This is a genomic window from Paenibacillus sp. FSL R5-0623, from assembly GCF_037974265.1.
In the GTDB taxonomy this organism is placed as follows: Bacteria; Bacillota; Bacilli; order Paenibacillales; family Paenibacillaceae; genus Paenibacillus.
In genome coordinates, this window is the sequence record NZ_CP150233.1 from 32,687 (window position 1) to 50,724 (window position 18,038).

Consider the following 18,038-nt stretch of genomic DNA (forward strand, 5'->3'; position numbering starts at 1 on the left):
TGCAATTAGCAATATATAGATCAGAATATCTGTATATCTTCTATATATTGTAGTTGTGAAGAAACAAACGTGATGATGTAATACACAGATTACCCAAAATGTTTTATGTACGAGTCATTAAATTATTGGAATTTACAAATTGAATTTTCAAAAGAAGATAGTCGTTATTTCGACATGAAGGGAGATACAGACATGATGCTGTTCGACACACATACACATCTGGATGCACCACAATTCGACGAGGACCGCGAGGAAATGATTCAGCGTGCTGTGGATGCAGGAGTTGGTCGCATGATCAACATTGGCTTTAACCGGGAGACGATTCCAACCACAATGAAACTCGCTGAAACATATGATTTTATATATGCAGCTGTAGGGTGGCATCCCGTAGATGCGATCACAATGCAGGAGGGCGATTTGGAGTGGATTGCATCTTTATGCAAGCATGAAAAAGTGGTTGCGATCGGTGAGATTGGGTTGGATTATCACTGGGACACTTCACCAAAGGAAATACAGCATCGCGTATTACGACAACAAATTGCTTTGGCGCGTGAAGTGAAGATGCCGATTGTCATCCATAATCGGGATGCGCATGAAGATATCATAAGAATTTTGCGTGAAGAGAAAGCGGGTGAGGTTGGTGGTGTGATGCACTCCTTCTCAGGCAGCTGGGAAACAGCGAAAAGTTGTCTCGATATGGGCTTCCATCTCTCCTTCGGAGGACCAATCACATTCAAAAATGCAAAGCAGCCCAAAGAGGTGCTGGAGAAGGTTCCTATGGACCGGTTTTTCATTGAAACAGATGCTCCATATTTGACACCTCATCCATATCGTGGGAAGCGAAATGAGACAGCGCATGTACGTCTCGTTGCAGAGGCAGCTGCGGAAATTAAAGGCATTTCGGTGGAGGAAATTGCTGCAATAACAACCAAAAATGCCATGGAACGATTTGGAATTCGTTAAAAAAACGAGTAAATGAGGTGAAAAAGGCAGGTAAGCGGAGTTAATTTGCCCTTTGATCCAAATAAATCAAGAATATTACAATATTTTAACCAAATATTCAGAAAAACGTACTTGATCAACGCTTTACAACATGCATCAAAACAGGATATCATCTTTTCAGTGAATTGTTGTGCGGAAAATTGGACAGATGTTCGGGGGATGAACAAAGGGACACTTTCCGATGAAACAACATTACTTTCATGAATCAGTCTCGCTGAGTCTCCGTTAACGGAGAGCGGGGGAACCAATAGGGCTTAAACATCGGTGTATTTGGCCGATGCGCAACGTTCGCTGACCCAAAAGCAGCGAAGGGAACTGCGAAGCCGTATTTGATTTCTTCTTTGGGTCTCGGGGTGAATTCAAGGGCGTCCGCCATGAGCGGGTGACCCAAGATAGGGCGGCTCTCTTTCGCCCGAACCCGACAGCTAACCTCGCAAGCGGAAAAAGAGAGGCAACCTCGTGCATGAATTTCCGATATTCAAATCATTCGGAAGCCACGAAAGAGTTCCTCTTACACTCTTTCTTTGGCTTTTTTGTTTTTGAATAAAAGAAATATTGTCATCATACGGTAGGTATTCAGGAGGATGACATCATGTTGCGAAGATTGATTCATGGTGCAGAACCGGATTATGTTGGTCCAATCTGTGTTCTGTAGAAAATTTGGTATAGTCACGTCAAAGACATCATGCATTACTTTAGACGGCGAGGCTATGAAGGAGGACGGAGAAGTGGGCACATTCCAACCAGAAGAGACCCATGAGTCACGATCATCCAGTAAGTCTTTCGCGTTGCGGTGGAAGCATGAGAACATGCGTCAAATGGCATTGATCGCGATTTTCTCAATTGCGCTTACAATCATGATCTTGTTAGTCGTTTACGGTCAGGCCGGGAAACAAATTTCGCTGGTTATTGATGGCAAAGCTCAGGTGGTAGAGACTCGTACAGGAATGCTTCAGGAAATGCTGGAGGAGCAGTCGATCACAGTCAGCCCTCACGATAAGGTATCCATGTCCATGAATGGGGCGATTACAGATGGAGACCGAATCGTTATTGAGCGGGCCGTTCCAGTTAACATTACGGCAGACGGAGACACCAAGACTCTGTATACAACCGATTCATCGGTAGAAGATGCAATTCAAAAATCAGGTATTCAAGTTGAAAGTAATGATAAAGTGTATCCGGCGCTTGGAACTGCGATCAAAGCAGAGATGAAGATCCGTGTAGTGCGCGTAACAAAGCGTACAGTGGATGTAGAGCAACCGATCGCTTACAAAGTTATTAAAACGGCTGACCCTAGCTTGTACAAAGGGGATAACCGTGTCGTTGTAAACGGCAAAGAAGGCACACTTGTACAGCACATCGAAAAGGTATTTCAGGATGGAGAATTGGTCTCCAAAAAAATGGTCGGCAAATCTGTCGCGAATAATCGTGTAGATAAAGTGATTGCTGTCGGCACCAAAGCAAAACCGGTCGTGAAAGAACCAGAGATTCAGACCGTATCGGCTCAAACTTCAACAACCAAAAAGGCTACAACAACGAACTCGAAGAAAACATCTGCCTTGGGCAGCAAAGTAATTACCGTATCCGGGACTTCTTTTAAATACTCCAAAGTACTTAAAAATGTATCCATGACTGCCTACTCTTCCGAAGAGCCTGGCATTGGAACTAAAACAGCTTCCGGTACTCGTGTAACGGAAGGACGCACCATTGCGGTTGATCCCAAAGTCATTCCAATTGGCTGGTGGGTATATATCGAAGGTCTGGGATTCCGTCGTGCGGAAGATACAGGCGGTGCCATTAAAGGCAACAAAATTGATGTGTATTATGACAGTGTGAAGCATGCCCTGAATTTTGGACGTAAGAAAGGCAAGACGGTCTACGTGATCGGTCCGGTGAAGCCGGAAGCGAACTAAAATCGTTTTACTTTGAAATGGGAATGCTATAAAATAGTTGCATGAATGATTCATGCGGAATATGCGGCGGAGGAGTCTGAATTCAGTCTCCCCCGCCGTTTGGCAGAGAAGAGGATATTCCTCTTCTTTTTGCGTTAGAAAGGAAGAAATGGAACATGATAAAAGAAGTCATTGTGGTGGAAGGCCGTGACGATACGGTAGCTATCCGTCGGGCCGTTGAAGCCGATACAATAGAAACAGGTGGATCAGCAATCAACCAACGCATTCTGAAGCGGATTGCGCTTGCTCAGGAGAGACGGGGAGTCATTGTACTGACAGATCCGGATCATGCTGGCGAACGCATTCGTAAAATTATTGCGAATAAGGTGCCTGGCTGCAAACATGCCTTCATTCCGGAAGCCGATGCAACGCGTAAAGGGGACATTGGGGTGGAGAATGCCTCACCTGAGGCGATCCGTCATGCTCTGGCGCGCGTACATACTTCATACGAAGGTGCTCCGAGCCTGATCGATTGGGAGGACCTGATCGCGGCAGGACTTATCGTGCATCCGCAGGCTGCTGCACGTCGCATGGAGATGGGCAATCTGCTGGGCATCGGTTATTGTAACGGTAAGCAGTTCCACAAACGTCTCAGTGTATTTCAGATTACACGGGAAGAGTTCTCTACAGCATTAGCGCAAATTGAAGGTGAAGGATTGTGAGCATATGAAGGACATGGAAGAGACGATAGAAATTGCAACGCCCAAGCGAACCAAAGAGATTATTCAAAGACACGGATTCTCATTTAAGAAAAGTCTGGGTCAGAACTTTTTGATTGATCAAAATATACTGAACAAAATTGTTAATGCAGCCGATTTGGACGAGTCCAAGGGCGCGTTAGAGATCGGACCGGGTATTGGAGCCCTTACGGAGCGACTGGCTCGGGTAGCCGGTCCTGTCACAGCCGTAGAGATTGATCAGCGCTTGATCCCAATCCTGGGAGAAGTGATGCAGCCTTATTCGAATGTACGTGTTCATCATGGGGATGTGTTGAAGCTTGATCTGGCTGAATTGTTTAATACGGATTTTGCATCCGTGGACAAAGTCAGTGTCGTGGCTAACCTGCCTTATTATGTAACGACTCCAATCATGATGAAACTGTTGGAAGAGAAGCTGCCGGTAGACAGCATTGTTGTCATGATCCAAAAAGAAGTGGCTGAACGCATGGCTGCTGCACCAGGATCAAAAGACTACGGCAGTCTGAGCATCGCAGTTCAGTACTACAGTATGCCGGAGCTTGTGTGTATTGTGCCTCCTACAGTCTTCATTCCGCAACCTAATGTGGAATCGGCTGTCATTAAGCTGAAAGTGCGCGAGCAACCACCAGTGGAGATTCCGGATGAAGCACACTACTTCGAAGTGGTACAGGCTTCTTTTGCCCAGCGGAGAAAAACAATCTCAAACAACTTGAAGGCACGTTTCTTCACAAAGGAGAACCGGGAACAGGCAGACATTCTGCTGGAGCAGGCAGGTATTCAACCGTCCCGACGCGGAGAGACGTTGAGTCTGCAAGAGTATGCCACACTCAGCACCGTAATGTGGGAAGCAGGGGTACGTGCAGCGCTGTAAAATTTGAATGAACCAAACCGGGTCTTTGCCCATACGATGGGGTAGAGGTGATTACGTTGATGAATATCGGAGACTTGGTCGTTCGGAAGTCATACGGCGGCGATGTGACTTTTCGGGTGGAAGGCCTCCAGTTGGATGCTGCGGTCATTAAAGGGACTGAGTTCCGGCTGATTGCCGATTCCCCGGTGGACGATTTGATACAGGTTCCTTACGAACCACAAAGCGCCAAGACTAGACAGGCGCATATTAAAGCACATCAGACCCTGTCCCGTCTGCAGCAGAATCGTATGGAACAGGCTGAGCGGAATCGGGAAGGTCTGGTACAGGATTGGTCTGCTCAGCAGGAACCGGCTTATTTTGAAATGCCTGGAAAGGTGCTTCATCTGGATGGAGATCCGAACTATTTGAAAAAAAGTATGGATCTCTATGAGCAACTTCGCGTGCCCGCAGAGGGACAATATGTCCATGAATCGGCAATGGCAGATACCCTATACCGTTTATTACCCAAAGTACGTCCGGATATCGTAGTCATTACGGGTCATGATGGGGTCCTAAAGACACGTCAGCCCTATGACTTATATAGTCTTGGTAGCTACAAGAACTCGCAAAATTTTGTGTCGGCCATTCAGGTGGCCAGACAATATGAACGCCATCTGGACGCACTCACTATTGTGGCAGGGGCCTGTCAGTCCCATTTTGAGGCACTGTTGCGCGCTGGAGCGAACTTTGCCAGTTCCCCAGGCAGAATTCTCATTCATGCACTTGATCCGGTCTATGTGGCAGCCAAGGCCTCCTTTACCTCTGTGCGGGATACGGTCAACATGAGTGATGTTCTGCACAATACCATCAGTGGCAGCCAGGGTGTGGGTGGTGTCGAGACACGGGGGAGTTATCGAGTAGGTCTGCCTGGACTGAATGATTTATCTACGTTAAAAGTGAACCCCTCGGCAGTCTGATGTAGGCCATTTAAAGTCCCAATTTGGGGCTTTTTTTGTTTGAAAAAAAATTCATTGACAACAACTTTTTGATGCTGATATAATAATTAGTTTTGATTTGACAATGACTGTAAAAACCGGTATAATGGACAAGAAAAGAGGTGGTCGTCGACAATGGCTAAAAACACGCTGTTGGATATCAAACGCAATCTCGATGCACATATTGGTCAGAAAATTATGTTGCGGGCTAATGGTGGCCGCCGTAAGACCATTGAGCGTACGGGTGTATTGGAAGAAACGTACCCTTCTGTTTTTATTGTTAAGCTTGATGAGGAGCAAGAAACCTTCAAGCGAGTTTCTTATAGTTATGCGGATATACTTACGGAGTCGGTGGAAGTCATGGTTTATGACCCGGGCAGCCAGACGCATAGCTCCTATATGGAGACGTAAGTATCGATTTACAGGCGATTCGCCCCACAAGGCGGATCGCTTTTTTGTTTTTTTAAAATCAATTCGCCCTCTAACGTAACCCATACATACTCAGGAATGAGCAAGGAACGGTCGCGGCATACTATATAGACAGGTAAAGAGTCAGTTTCTGAAGCAATGCAGGAAACTGAATTTGGCCTGATGACAAGATGTCCAAAACGTGAACGAACTCATCACATTATGAATGATACTTTGGAGGAGGATGGTTTCATGAGTCGCAGAAGAAGAAGTGTCATGTCAGAGGATCTGAAGAATGAGCTTGCGAAAGACCTAGGCTTCTACGATACGGTCCAACAGGAAGGCTGGGGTGGAATCAAAGCCAAGGATGCAGGAAACATGGTGAAAAGAGCCATTCAACTCGCTGAGCAGGCTGCCCGCAAATCTTAATCAGGTTCAAGCTGACAGAAAAGCGGGGGAAATCCATCAGGAACTACCCCGCTTTTTCCCCTTAGATGCGGAATAGAAATGACTTGACAGCCCCATTTTGATATAATATGTTAAGTTGTCTTAGGGAAAAGGTGAGGACGGGTGAACGCCTTGAAAATTTACGAAAAAGCGCCTGCTAAAATTAATTTGATGCTGGACGTTTTACATAAAAGAAGCGATGGTTTCCATGAAGTTGAAATGATCATGACCATGGTCGATCTGGCTGATCGGCTGGAAATGTCGGAGCTGCCGCGAGATACTATTTTCATCTCCAGTCAGGCGGGGTATATCCCGCTCGACGAGAAGAATCTGGCTTTCCAGGCAGCCAGACTCATTAAGGAGCGCTATAACGTGCGTACGGGCGTCCATATTCATCTGGATAAAAAGATTCCAGTTGCAGCCGGACTTGCCGGGGGCAGCAGTGATGCAGCAGCTGCGCTGCGTGGATTGAACCGTCTGTGGCGGTTGAATATACCGGATCACGAACTGCAGGAGCTTGGAGCTGAACTCGGGTCGGATGTTCCATTTTGTATCACAGGAGGGACTGCACTGGCTACAGGCCGTGGTGAGAAGTTAACTCCCATTCCTAATCCGCCGCAATGCTGGGTAATTTTGGCCAAACCTCCGATCAATGTGTCTACAGCCGACGTGTATGGACGGTTCCGCAGTGACAAGATTGTACGTCATCCGAGTGCGGCTAAAATGGAGCAGGCTATACGCAACCAATCATTTACGGATGTCTGTAACCAGATGGGCAATGTACTTGAAGATGTAACGTTGAAGCTGTATCCGGAAGTTCAGCATCTGAAGGATGCCATGATTCGATTGGGTGCAGACGGCGTGTTAATGTCCGGTAGCGGTCCAACGGTATTTGGGCTGGTCTCCAAAGAATCCAAGGTTGCCCGGATATACAATGGTCTGCGTGGGTTCTGTAAAGAAGTGTACGCTGTGCGTATGTTGACGTAAAATTCGCTTTTATAATGTACAAACACGTATAAAGGTGGTATATTCTTAAATAATTATTCGGATTTAGATGTTTCCGTGATCGTGAGGATGGATCTCTGTGAAGAAGTTAAAACGAAGCGCAAGGCTGGTTGAAATGACGCAATACTTATTGTCCAGACCGCATACGGTTATTCCGTTGACCACATTTGCCGAACGTTATGGAGCCGCGAAATCTTCGATTAGTGAAGATTTGGCGATTATCAAGGAAGTGTTCGAAGAAGGTGGGTCAGGAGAACTGAATACACTGGCTGGAGCAGCTGGGGGAGTTAGATGGATTCCGAAGGTGTCCCGAGAGCTGGCACTGGCTTTTGCAGAGCGACTCTCGACCCAGCTCGCGCAGCCTGATCGGATCTTGCCTGGAGAATACCTGTACATGTCTGACCTGCTCGGACAGCCCGCATTGATGAATGAAGCCGGCAAGATCTTTGCAACGGCCTTTGGCAACATGAATATTGATGTGGTTATGACGGTAGAAACCAAAGGAATTCCACTGGCTTATGCGACCGGAGCCCAGCTCAACCTGCCTGTCGTGCTCGTTCGCAGGGACCATCAGGCTACAGAAGGATCGGCCGTAAGTATCAATTATGTATCTGGGTCCCATAAAAGTCTGCATACCATGTCCCTCTCTCGTAGGGCGATGCGTGAGCATTCCAGAGTACTTATTGTGGATGACTTCATGAAGGCCGGGGGTACGGTGCAAGGAATGATCGATCTTTTGGCCGAGTTTAATGCTACAGTTGCCGGGGTAGGGGTACTGGTGGAATCTGGTTCTGTAGATTCAGAAGAACGTCTGCTAACAGATTACGTATCTCTGGCGAAACTGACAGCGGTTGATGCCAAGAGCAGACAGATTTCCGTCAAGCCGGGCAACTATTTTGACCTGTAGAAAGATGACGAATGTTATGTCGTTAAAAGGTCTTTTCCATCGACCTGGCACTAACGTTGTCGAATTGTGTATTAAATAAAAAAATTCCTGAAATTAGGAAATTTTTGTGGTTATAAAAAGAAGGAGTTCGTATATGCTGTGTGGAATTATACACCAAGTTCTGATGGAAAAAGGTGGTGAACACACACATGCAAATTACGGATGTCAGACTCCGCCGTGTTAACTCGGAGGGGAGAATGAAGGCTATCGCATCCATTACCATCGATAACGAATTCGTCGTTCATGACATTCGTGTCATTGATGGTAACAACGGAATGTTTGTTGCTATGCCGAGCAAACGTACTCCTGATGGAGAGTTCCGTGATATCGCCCACCCGATCTCTTCCGGTACGCGTGAGAAGATTCAGGCAGCAGTTTTGACTGAATACGATCGTGCAGCAACTGAGGAAGAAGTCATTGAAGAAGGTGCCTGAGAACATTATTGGGGTTCGAAGGAAAAGAGAGCCATGTCTTATGGCTCTCTTTTCTTTTTGACCGGAATAAGATATATTCAGTATTGAGTTTATTAGCAGAGAACAAAAAGCGCATCGTGCGCTTGGTGGCAGGGCGGCATCTTAGGAATCATTGGGATTCGGTTAAGCTCGCAGGTACACGGCGTATACATATAGGTCACGATTCGTTGGTGTCCGCGTTGTTACGTGTGATTACAGAGACAGCAGGCGATGAACAGGACCGGCTTGAAGCCGGCTGAACGATACTCATTGGATATGGATCAGCAATGCATTTCAATGGGATTTTCAGAACAGGAGGTCGTTAATTTTGAAACGAATGGCAATCGTTCTTGCCGCAGGGCAAGGGAAACGAATGAAATCAAAATTGTACAAAGTACTGCATCCCGTATGCGGTAAACCTATGGTTGGACATGTGCTGGATGCAGCACTCAGCGCAGGCGTTGAACGCAGTGTAGTTGTAGTCGGTCATGGTGCCGAAGCGGTGCAGTCATTTTTGGGTTCCAGAGCAGAGTATGCACTCCAGGCAGAACAACTGGGTACAGGTCATGCAGTGAAGCAGGTTAAATCTTTGCTTGGCGGCGAAACAGGCTCTACAATTGTGGTCTGTGGAGATACACCTCTTGTGACCAGTGAGACGTTGGAAGGTCTGATGAAGCTCCATGAGAGTAGCGGAGCAGCAGCGACAGTTCTTACGGCTCAGTTGGACAATCCCAAAGGTTACGGCCGCGTTATTCGCGGAGAAGATGGATCTGTACAACGGATTGTGGAACAGAAGGATTGCACGGAGCAGGAAGATGCTGTGAATGAGATTAACACGGGCACATACTGTTTCGATAATGCAAAATTGTTCGCTGCCCTGGAGAAAGTGACGAACCAGAACGCTCAGGGAGAGTATTATCTCACAGACGTAGTTGGCATTTTCCGCAATGATGGAGAAGTAGTTGAAGCTTACATGTCGGATGACATCGCAGAATCCATCGGGGTTAATGACCGACTCGCACTTTCGCAAGCCGAAGCCTTCATGCGTGAACGTCTTGCCGTACGTCATATGTTGAACGGTGTTACGATCATTGATCCGTCATCGACATATATCGGAGCGGATGTTACGATTGGATCAGATACAGTTTTGTATCCGGGGACGATTCTCAAAGGCACAACTTCCATTGGTGAAGCATGTCATATTGGTCCTCAGGCAGATGTGGAAGACAGCGTTATTCAGGACGGAGTTACGATTAAACATTCGGTAGTATCCAATGCCGAGGTTGGTTCTGATGCAACGGTTGGTCCATTTGCTAATTTGCGTCCAGGGACTAAACTGGGTCGCAACGTAAAAATTGGTGACTTTGTTGAAGTGAAAAATGCTACAATTGATGAAGGTTCCAAAGTATCTCATCTCAGCTACATTGGAGATGCCAAAGTAGGGAAAAACGTAAATGTTGGATGCGGGGCAATAACTGTCAATTATGATGGTTATAATAAAGCTGTGACAACGATTGAAGATGATGCTTTTGTAGGCAGCAACGTCAATCTGATTGCACCGATTACGGTAGGAAAAGGCGCTTATGTGGTTGCTGGTTCCACCGTTACCCATTCCGTTCCCGAGAATGATCTGGCCATTGCTCGTCCACGTCAGGAGAATAAACCTGGTTATGCGGAGAAGATTCGCGGACGTGCCAAAGCCAAGAAACAAAATGCCAAACCCCAATAAGGGGTTTTGATAACAAGATTGCCTCCCGAAGATCGGGGAGGTGCCGACATGTCGCAGACGCTTATTGATTCCAATGAACCAGCACGGAGGGTTTTTATTTTATGACTTATTTTGATTCGAAATTAAAAATATTTACTTGCAATTCTAACCCCAAGCTTGCCCATCAAATTGCTGATTATATCGGGATCCCTATGGGTGAATCTCACACAACCAGCTTTAGTGATGGCGAGATTCAAGTGAAACTCTCCGAGAGTGTTCGGGGTTGTCACGTTTATATCGTGCAGTCCACTTGCTTGCCGGTTAATGATAACCTGATGGAAATGCTCGTTATGATTGATGCACTCAAACGGGCATCTGCAAAGACGATTAACGTCGTTATTCCTTACTATGGCTATGCAAGACAGGATCGCAAGGCACGTTCGCGTGACCCGATTACAGCGAAGCTGGTTGCCAACCTGATTGAAAAAGCGGGTGCAACCCGTGTCATCGCGATGGACTTGCATGCAATGCAGATCCAGGGATTCTTCGACATTCCGGTTGACCATTTGCTTGGCGTGCCAATTCTGGCTCAATATTTCCGGTCGAAACAGATCGAAAATCCGGTTGTTGTGTCGCCTGACCACGGTGGCGTAGTGCGCGCACGTAAACTGGCTGATTTCCTGAATGCGCCCCTGGCGATTATCGATAAACGTCGTCCTGAGCCAAATGTGAGCGAAGTGATGAACATTATCGGTAACATCGAGGGTAAAACAGCCATCCTGATCGATGACATTATTGACACGGCGGGAACGATTGTACTGGGAGCGAATGCTCTGATGGAAGGCGGCGTAAAAGAAGTATACGCGTGCTGTACTCACCCGGTATTGTCGGGACCTGCGATGGAACGTTTGGAGAATGCACCATTGAAGGAAGTCATCGTAACGGATACCATTCCAATCACGCATGCTAATCCGACAAGCAAACTCAAAGTGTTGTCTGTAGCGCCTTTGCTCGGAGAAGCGATTATCCGGGTTCATGAGGAATTGTCAATCAGCAAGCTGTTTGAAATTGAATAAGGATGTCTGCATAAAGTAGTAGAGGGGTTACGTTTTCCGGCTCAATGGAAAATGTAACCCCTGTCGGCGTGCCGTTTTATTAAAAGTGAAACAAATGCTGGTCAGTCCATATAAGTTGAACTACTAATTTACACGATAACGGAGAGGGCAGAAAAGATCTGAAGAAGTGAAGTTAAAAGCTTTCTGAAAGAAAGCTGCTTCGGAAGCATATGCTTCCGAAGCAGCGATCGGAAGATGTTTCTGCACGCGCAGTAATCCAGTGTAAACTGGTTCGTTCATCTTATATGGTTAATACCCTGGGCGGGAGATAAATCGGAAACGACGCCGATGAAAAAGCGTGTTGGCAATTTCGACGAATTGATTATCGAATCGTGTAATTAGACCAATCTCAATATGGGTGTCGCGGTCGTATACCTGTACAGGTACGTGATATTCGAGATGATAGATAAAATCGCTATGTTGAGTCAGTTGTCCATTGTCTTCGCGCAAAACCCGCTCACCTTCCTGGGTCGATAAAATATTAACTGTGAACACTACAGTAAATCGATCTTTACTTTCCTGATATTATATGAAATATAACATTCGAAGTCTATGCCTCACCTCAGGCTATTCCAAAGGAGGGAACAAGATGAAGTGGATTGTCGGACTTGGAAATCCAGGCTCGAACTATGCCAAAACTCGTCATAATATCGGTTTTATGGCACTGGATCGGTTGGCTGATCGTCATAATATCTCCATTACGCAGAATAAATGTAAGGCGCTGATTGGAGAAGGCAATATTGGCGGTGTGAAAACCGTACTGATCAAACCAATGACCTATATGAACTTGTCTGGTGAATCGGTTCGAGCCTATATGGATTTTTATAAAGTTAGTCTTGAAGATCTGATTGTTGTGTACGACGACATGGATACAGAGATTGGCAAAGTCAGATTGCGTTACCAAGGTAGTGCAGGCGGACATAATGGAATCAAGTCCATTATTCAGCATACCGGTACACAGCAGTTTAACCGGGTACGCATGGGAATATCCCGGCCCGAACCAGGACATGCCATTGTTGATTATGTACTGTCAACATTCATGAAGAAAGAAAAAGAAGCCCTGGATCAGACCATTGAGCAAACGTGTGATGCCTTGGAGCATAGCTTGACTCATACGTTCGAACAAACAATGGCGAAGTTTAACGGTTAATTTTGTAAGACATACTTGGTAAAATGATCATAAAAGACGGGTTCGATTCAGCCATACTGGGCATACTGGATGTATAAACCATGTTCAGGAGGCATAAACATGTCAGTGAATTACGTATGTAGGCATTGCCGCACCTTTATTGGACGAATCGATTCTGCCCAGATAACAGAAGTAGAGCTCGGCTTTCATTTCTTGACCCCCGACGAGCGGAGGGATATAATAGCGTATAATTCCGGTGGTGACATTACCGTTCGGATTACATGTGATTACTGTAAGGAAGCCCTGGAGCACAATCCGGAGCTTAGCCTGCTCGCGAGTCCGCTTCAGTAGACATCGTTTGTAACAGGATCGAATGACAGTTGAGGGTGGTTGCGTAATAACGCTCCACCTTTTATAGCCTTGGCAGCCTGCTGAGGCTTCTTTTCAGTTGGCATGAAAGCCATCGCTATCTCGAAATCAGGCTCAGCCGCATCAACAGATGTGGCAATGTTGCGAGTAATCCGATATGATGAAACAGGACAAAAAGGAATTTGTATCCATTTTAATAGTGATGCTACGCGTATGCGTGAGATAATCAAGTAAGTTATAAGAGAGGTGCCCCTTTTGTTACAAGCACTTATACAGGCTTTTTCCAAAGATCCGGACTTCGGGTCCATTACAGCCGGAATCAAGTCCGGCATGAAGGAACAATTGGTTTCGGGTCTATCCGGCTCGGCGCGTCAGATTATGCTGGCTGCTCTGCATCAGGAAATGAACCGACCATTGCTCGTAGTAACACATAATATGTTTTCAGCTCAAAAAATTGCAGAAGATTTACAGGAAGCGCTTTCACCTGATCAGGTGTTGATCTATCCTGCCAACGAACTTGTCGCTGCTGAAGCTGCTGTTTCCAGCCCGGAAACATTGGGTCAGCGCATTGATGTGTTGGTCCGCTGCGCCCAGGGATTCAGGGGCGTTGTTGTTATTCCTTTTTCCGGGGTAAGACGTTATGTTCCGCTTCCGGAAGTGATGGCCAATGCTCGAATTTTGATTAAACAAGGCAACACACTTCAACTGGACTCCTTCCTGCTGGAGATGGTAGAGCTCGGATATGAGCGTGTGGAACGCGTGGAATCTCGTGGTGAGATGAGTGTACGTGGAGGTATCATCGACTTCTATCCGGTTACTTCATCGATCGCATATCGGGTGGAGTTATTTGATGATGAGATCGACTCCATTCGGACATTTGATCCAGCAGATCAACGTTCGATTGAACGGATTGAAGAAATTACAGTTCTGCCATGCAAGGAATTAATTGCAGATCGTGAACGTATGGAAAAGGCTGCCGATGCGGCTGCTCTTTTGCTGGAGCAACAGCTGGAGAAAATGACGGACCGGCAGGCGAAGCTACGTCTTCGTGAAGAAATTCACCGGGAGATCGAGCTTTTGCGGGAACACGTGTATTTCTCCGAAATGTATAAATATATTTCTCCGCTCTATCCGGAGAATAAAACGATCTACGACTATATGCCGGAAGATACCCTGCTGGTTCTTGATGAGCCTGCCAGACTATCGGAGACATCGAAACAACTGGACCGTGATGAATCGGAGTGGAACCTGCATTTGATGCAAAACGGAAAAACACTTCCGGATCTTCCATTATCCGCTGACGGTGATGAACTCTTGTATGAGCGTCCATTCCAGACGCTGTTTATGTCGATCTTTTTGCGCCAAGTTCCACACACCCAACCACAGAACATTCTGAACTTCATCAGTCGTGGCATGCAGGATTTCCATGGACAGATGAACGTACTTAAGGCAGAGATGGAGCGCTGGCAGAAGGCTGGAGTCCAAGTGCTCATGCTGGCGAACGGTGATGAACGACTCGAGCGGATGCGCCGGGTACTAATGGACTATGATATTCCAGAGCCAGAGATGATGATCGGTAATTTGCAAACGGGATTTGAAATGCCGTCCATTCATTTGGCTGTTGTGACCGAGGGCGAGATGTTCTCGCAAAAACAGCGTAAAGTACGCAAACCGATTCGGAATGTAGATAATGCTGAACGGATCAAATCCTATAGCGAGCTAAAAGTTGGCGATTATGTCGTTCATCAGAACCACGGAATTGGTAAGTACCTGGGGATCGGTACCCTCGAGGTTGGTGGTATTCATAAGGACTACATGCATATTCTCTATGCGGGTGGAGACAAACTGTCTGTACCTATTGAGCAGATCGATCTGATTCAGAAATATGTTGGTTCCGAAGAGAAAGAACCGAAAATATACAAGCTGGGCGGCAATGAATGGACACGGGTTAAAAATAAAGTCCGCACATCCGTACAGGATATTGCTGATGATCTGATTAAGCTGTATGCAGAGCGTCAGACCTCCAAAGGATTTGGATTCGACAAGGATTCCGCGGAGCAGCAGGAGTTTGAGGACATGTTCCCTTATGATGAGACGCGTGATCAGGTGCGTGCGATTGAAGAAATCAAGAAGGACATGGAACAAAACCGTCCAATGGATCGTTTATTGTGTGGGGATGTTGGTTACGGCAAAACCGAGGTCGCTATTCGAGCTGCATTTAAAGCAGCGATTGAAGGTAAACAAGTGGCTGTACTTGTTCCAACAACCATTTTGGCACAGCAGCATTTTGAGACATTCCGTGAGCGCTTCTCCGGTTATCCGTTCAACATTCATGTGCTTAGCCGGTTCCGCTCCCGTAAAGAGCAGAATGAAACAGCCAAAGGCATCAAGGCAGGTACAGTGGATATTGTCATCGGGACGCATCGATTGCTGTCGCAGGATCTGGTGTTCAAGGATCTGGGACTACTCATTGTTGATGAGGAACAGCGCTTCGGAGTAACTCATAAGGAAAAACTGAAGAAGCTGAAAACCAATGTGGACGTGCTGACGCTGACGGCAACGCCGATTCCGCGTACACTTCATATGTCCATGCTGGGTGTGCGTGATCTGTCCGTTATCGAGACTCCGCCAGAGAATCGGTTCCCGGTACAGACCTATGTGGTTGAACACAGCCAGGCGCTTGTCCGCGAAGCGATTGAGCGTGAACTTGCCCGTGGAGGGCAAGTGTATTACCTCTACAACCGTGTTCAGGGAATCCAGGAGATGGCTGCTGAAATTTCTGAACTTGTGCCTGAGGCCAAAGTTGGTGTGGGACATGGTCAGATGTCGGAAACAGAGCTGGAGAAAACGATTCTCGACTTCCTGGATGGTGAATATGACGTGCTTGTGAGCACAAGTATCATCGAGACCGGGGTAGATATTCCAAACGTAAATACACTGATCGTACATGATGCGGATAAAATGGGACTCTCCCAGCTGTATCAGCTGCGCGGACGTGTGGGTCGTTCCAATCGTATTGCGTATGCCTATTTTACGTACCAACGGGATAAAGTTCTTACTGAAGTTGCTGAGAAACGTCTGCAATCAATCAAAGAATTCACCGAACTGGGTTCAGGATTCAAAATCGCCATGCGTGACTTGTCGATTCGTGGTGCGGGAAATCTGCTAGGAGCGGAGCAGCATGGTTTCATCGCTTCCGTCGGGTTTGATCTGTATTCCCAGATGCTCGCAGAGGAGATCAACAAACGCAAAGTTACGATGCTTGGCGAAGAGCCGGTACCTTCAGACCAGTGGAACACAACGCTGGATCTCAGTATCGATGCCTACTTGCCGTCCGATTATATCTACGACAGTATTCAGAAGATTGAGATCTACAAAAAAGTGGCGGTCATTGCATCCTTCGACGATGCGATGGAGTTGGAAGACGAATTGGTTGACCGATTCGGTGATCTTCCGGAGGCCGTTATCAACCTGCTGGCTGTTGCACGGATGAAAGTATACGGCAAGATCTACGGTATTGAGTCGATTTCCCAACGTGGTGAGGACATTACCGTGAAGTTCTATGAAGGGCGTGAACATGCCTTTGAACTCTCGAAAATCGCGCACATTGGAAATCAGTTCGAAAGACGTGTACAATTTGAACAAGGACCCCATATGCTGATTCACGCTAAAGGCAAGGGGCTTGGGGATAAGCAACTGATGGAGCTGGTAGAGAAAATTCTGGAGTCCATGAAAACTGCTTTTAAATCAAAGGGGGAACTAAAGGATGTTACCAAAGTATAAAAAAGTAGGAAAAGTACTGTCTGTGAGTATGGTCGCAGTACTATCCTTATCACTGCTTGCTGCATGTGGCAAGAAGGAAGAAGCAAAAGCACCTGAATCGACGGATACAAGTGCTGTAGTCGCTACGTATGATGGTGGTACCATTACAGCCAATGAATTCGACATGGAGCAACGTGTCATGAAATTCCTCTATCCGGAGTATGCACAAATGATGGATATGGACGATTTCAAAGAGTATCTGGTGAAACAGGAAGTTGCTTATGAATATCTGAGTGGCAAAGCAAGTGAAGAAGCCAAAACAGCAGGTACCAAAACAGCAACCGAGCAATTTGATAAAATGAAAGCTTCTGTTCAGGCAGATCAATGGACTGAGATGCTGAAAGCTCAGAACCTGACTGACCAGAACATTAAAGATTATATGACTCGCATCATGACGGTAATCAAAGACAAAGAAACAGGCGTTACGGAAGATGCCATCAAGGCTGAGTTTGAGAAAAACAAAGATCAGTTCACTACGGCTTCCGTCCGTCACGTGCTGATTAACTTCACAGATCCAAAAACACAAAAAGAGCGTAAAAAAGAAGATGCACTTAAAATTGCAAAAGAAGTAAAAACCAAGTTGGATGGCGGAGCTGATTTTGCTGAAATTGCAAAAAAATATTCCGAAGATCCAGGTTCTGCTGAAAAGGGTGGACTGTATGAAAATACACCTGTAGGCAGCTGGGTAGAGGCATTTAAGGAAGCTGCAAAAACATTGCCACTGAACAAAATCAGTGATCCAGTAGAGACCGAGTACGGTTACCACGTCATGAAAGTGGAAGCTCGTACAGAAGCTGACTTTGCCAAATTGACGGCTGAACAAAAAGAAAGTCTGAAGAGCCAATTGGCTGCAGCCGAAATCGATACGTTCATGCAAAATGAATTGGACAAAATCGTAAAAGAAGTTAAACTGCCAAAAACAGAAAAAGCTGAAGAAGGTAAGACTGAAGGCACAACTGAAGGCACTACGGGTACAGGAACTGAAGGAGAGAAAACAACCGAACCAAAAACGGATGACTCCACAGGTACGGATACCAAGACTGACCAAGGTACGACTGGAACAGACAAAGATGCAACTACAGATGAAGGTACAAGCAGCAAGTAAGCTGGTAAAATTGCTGTGTTAGCATACGTTCAGGG

At 46.4% G+C, this 18,038-nt stretch carries 19 protein-coding genes and 1 riboswitch; of the genes, 17 read left to right on the forward strand and 2 right to left on the reverse strand.

Annotated features, from left to right (window positions below):
* Positions 1–192: 192 nt before the first annotated feature.
* From MKY92_RS00150 to MKY92_RS00210, 13 genes are all read left to right on the forward strand, one after another.
* Positions 193–963 (forward strand): TatD family hydrolase, encoded by a 771-nt coding sequence (locus MKY92_RS00150; protein ID WP_339301629.1) that lies wholly within the window; start codon positions 193–195, stop codon positions 961–963.
* A 241-nt stretch (positions 964–1,204) separates the two neighbouring features.
* Positions 1,205–1,458, forward strand: a riboswitch (cyclic di-AMP (ydaO/yuaA leader).
* Between the two features lie 272 nt (positions 1,459–1,730).
* On the forward strand, positions 1,731–2,915 hold the full coding sequence (locus tag MKY92_RS00155) for a ubiquitin-like domain-containing protein (protein ID WP_339298718.1): 1,185 nt from the start codon (positions 1,731–1,733) through the stop codon (positions 2,913–2,915).
* A gap of 155 nt (positions 2,916–3,070) precedes the next feature.
* Positions 3,071–3,616 carry a ribonuclease M5 gene (rnmV, locus tag MKY92_RS00160; RefSeq protein ID WP_339298719.1) on the forward strand — a complete coding sequence of 182 codons (546 nt, stop codon included), beginning with the start codon at positions 3,071–3,073 and terminating at the stop codon, positions 3,614–3,616.
* Between the two features lie 4 nt (positions 3,617–3,620).
* A complete protein-coding gene (gene rsmA / locus MKY92_RS00165) occupies positions 3,621–4,523 on the forward strand; it encodes a 16S rRNA (adenine(1518)-N(6)/adenine(1519)-N(6))-dimethyltransferase RsmA (protein WP_272907837.1) in 903 nt (300 codons plus the stop codon).
* A gap of 59 nt (positions 4,524–4,582) precedes the next feature.
* Positions 4,583–5,479, forward strand: a complete 897-nt coding sequence (gene yabG, locus MKY92_RS00170) for a sporulation peptidase YabG (RefSeq protein ID WP_017691377.1) — start codon at positions 4,583–4,585, stop codon at positions 5,477–5,479.
* A 153-nt stretch (positions 5,480–5,632) separates the two neighbouring features.
* Positions 5,633–5,908, forward strand: coding sequence for a Veg family protein (locus MKY92_RS00175; RefSeq protein WP_017691376.1), 276 nt, complete (start codon positions 5,633–5,635; stop codon positions 5,906–5,908).
* Between the two features lie 249 nt (positions 5,909–6,157).
* Positions 6,158–6,334: a small, acid-soluble spore protein, alpha/beta type gene (locus tag MKY92_RS00180; protein ID WP_017691375.1), complete on the forward strand. Its 177-nt coding sequence runs from the start codon at positions 6,158–6,160 to the stop codon at positions 6,332–6,334.
* 150 nt (positions 6,335–6,484) lie between these two features.
* Positions 6,485–7,339: a 4-(cytidine 5'-diphospho)-2-C-methyl-D-erythritol kinase gene (gene ispE / locus MKY92_RS00185; RefSeq protein WP_339298720.1), complete on the forward strand. Its 855-nt coding sequence runs from the start codon at positions 6,485–6,487 to the stop codon at positions 7,337–7,339.
* 97 nt (positions 7,340–7,436) lie between these two features.
* A complete protein-coding gene (purR, locus tag MKY92_RS00190) occupies positions 7,437–8,264 on the forward strand; it encodes a pur operon repressor (RefSeq protein ID WP_076216765.1) in 828 nt (275 codons plus the stop codon).
* 188 nt (positions 8,265–8,452) lie between these two features.
* A complete protein-coding gene (gene spoVG, locus MKY92_RS00195; RefSeq protein ID WP_017691372.1) occupies positions 8,453–8,737 on the forward strand; it encodes a septation regulator SpoVG in 285 nt (94 codons plus the stop codon).
* Between the two features lie 83 nt (positions 8,738–8,820).
* Entirely contained in the window at positions 8,821–9,015 is a 195-nt protein-coding gene (locus MKY92_RS00200) for a hypothetical protein (protein WP_124118801.1), read from the forward strand.
* 68 nt (positions 9,016–9,083) lie between these two features.
* On the forward strand, positions 9,084–10,484 hold the full coding sequence (glmU, locus tag MKY92_RS00205; protein ID WP_036606127.1) for a bifunctional UDP-N-acetylglucosamine diphosphorylase/glucosamine-1-phosphate N-acetyltransferase GlmU: 1,401 nt from the start codon (positions 9,084–9,086) through the stop codon (positions 10,482–10,484).
* 101 nt (positions 10,485–10,585) lie between these two features.
* A complete protein-coding gene (locus MKY92_RS00210) occupies positions 10,586–11,539 on the forward strand; it encodes a ribose-phosphate diphosphokinase (protein WP_017691370.1) in 954 nt (317 codons plus the stop codon).
* Positions 11,540–11,827: 288 nt separating this feature from the next.
* On the opposite strand, the gene MKY92_RS00215 is transcribed toward MKY92_RS00210, so the two are convergent.
* Positions 11,828–12,028 carry a hypothetical protein gene (locus MKY92_RS00215; RefSeq protein WP_076216763.1) on the reverse strand — a complete coding sequence of 67 codons (201 nt, stop codon included), beginning with the start codon at positions 12,026–12,028 and terminating at the stop codon, positions 11,828–11,830.
* A gap of 139 nt (positions 12,029–12,167) precedes the next feature.
* On the opposite strand from MKY92_RS00215, the gene pth reads away from it, so the two are divergent.
* On the forward strand, positions 12,168–12,728 hold the full coding sequence (pth, locus tag MKY92_RS00220; protein ID WP_036606126.1) for an aminoacyl-tRNA hydrolase: 561 nt from the start codon (positions 12,168–12,170) through the stop codon (positions 12,726–12,728).
* A gap of 99 nt (positions 12,729–12,827) precedes the next feature.
* Positions 12,828–13,058 (forward strand): anti-sigma-F factor Fin family protein, encoded by a 231-nt coding sequence (locus MKY92_RS00225; protein WP_210110415.1) that lies wholly within the window; start codon positions 12,828–12,830, stop codon positions 13,056–13,058.
* Here the strand turns inward: MKY92_RS00225 and MKY92_RS00230 are convergent.
* Positions 13,052–13,306: a hypothetical protein gene (locus tag MKY92_RS00230; protein ID WP_339298721.1), complete on the reverse strand. Its 255-nt coding sequence runs from the start codon at positions 13,304–13,306 to the stop codon at positions 13,052–13,054. The two genes, MKY92_RS00225 and MKY92_RS00230, sit on opposite strands and share 7 nt — an antisense overlap.
* 25 nt (positions 13,307–13,331) lie before the next feature.
* On the opposite strand from MKY92_RS00230, the gene mfd reads away from it, so the two are divergent.
* Entirely contained in the window at positions 13,332–16,859 is a 3,528-nt protein-coding gene (gene mfd, locus MKY92_RS00235; RefSeq protein ID WP_339298722.1) for a transcription-repair coupling factor, read from the forward strand.
* On the forward strand, positions 16,843–18,003 hold the full coding sequence (locus MKY92_RS00240; RefSeq protein ID WP_221825827.1) for a peptidylprolyl isomerase: 1,161 nt from the start codon (positions 16,843–16,845) through the stop codon (positions 18,001–18,003). The genes mfd and MKY92_RS00240 overlap by 17 nt, the downstream gene beginning before the upstream one ends.
* The last annotated feature ends 35 nt before the right edge of the window (positions 18,004–18,038 follow it).

What these genes read in the sequence shown, in the direction of transcription:
- MKY92_RS00150 (WP_339301629.1), top strand. Translation starts at nt 193, where the DNA reads ATGATGCTGTTCGACACACATACACATCTGGATGCACCACAATTCGAC.
- rnmV (WP_339298719.1), top strand. Translation starts at nt 3,071, where the DNA reads ATGATAAAAGAAGTCATTGTGGTGGAAGGCCGTGACGATACGGTAGCT.
- rsmA (WP_272907837.1), top strand. Translation starts at nt 3,621, where the DNA reads ATGAAGGACATGGAAGAGACGATAGAAATTGCAACGCCCAAGCGAACC.
- yabG (WP_017691377.1), top strand. Translation starts at nt 4,583, where the DNA reads ATGAATATCGGAGACTTGGTCGTTCGGAAGTCATACGGCGGCGATGTG.
- MKY92_RS00175 (WP_017691376.1), top strand. Translation starts at nt 5,633, where the DNA reads ATGGCTAAAAACACGCTGTTGGATATCAAACGCAATCTCGATGCACAT.
- MKY92_RS00180 (WP_017691375.1), top strand. Translation starts at nt 6,158, where the DNA reads ATGAGTCGCAGAAGAAGAAGTGTCATGTCAGAGGATCTGAAGAATGAG.
- spoVG (WP_017691372.1), top strand. Translation starts at nt 8,453, where the DNA reads ATGCAAATTACGGATGTCAGACTCCGCCGTGTTAACTCGGAGGGGAGA.
- MKY92_RS00210 (WP_017691370.1), top strand. Translation starts at nt 10,586, where the DNA reads ATGACTTATTTTGATTCGAAATTAAAAATATTTACTTGCAATTCTAAC.
- pth (WP_036606126.1), top strand. Translation starts at nt 12,168, where the DNA reads ATGAAGTGGATTGTCGGACTTGGAAATCCAGGCTCGAACTATGCCAAA.
- MKY92_RS00225 (WP_210110415.1), top strand. Translation starts at nt 12,828, where the DNA reads ATGTCAGTGAATTACGTATGTAGGCATTGCCGCACCTTTATTGGACGA.
- MKY92_RS00240 (WP_221825827.1), top strand. Translation starts at nt 16,843, where the DNA reads ATGTTACCAAAGTATAAAAAAGTAGGAAAAGTACTGTCTGTGAGTATG.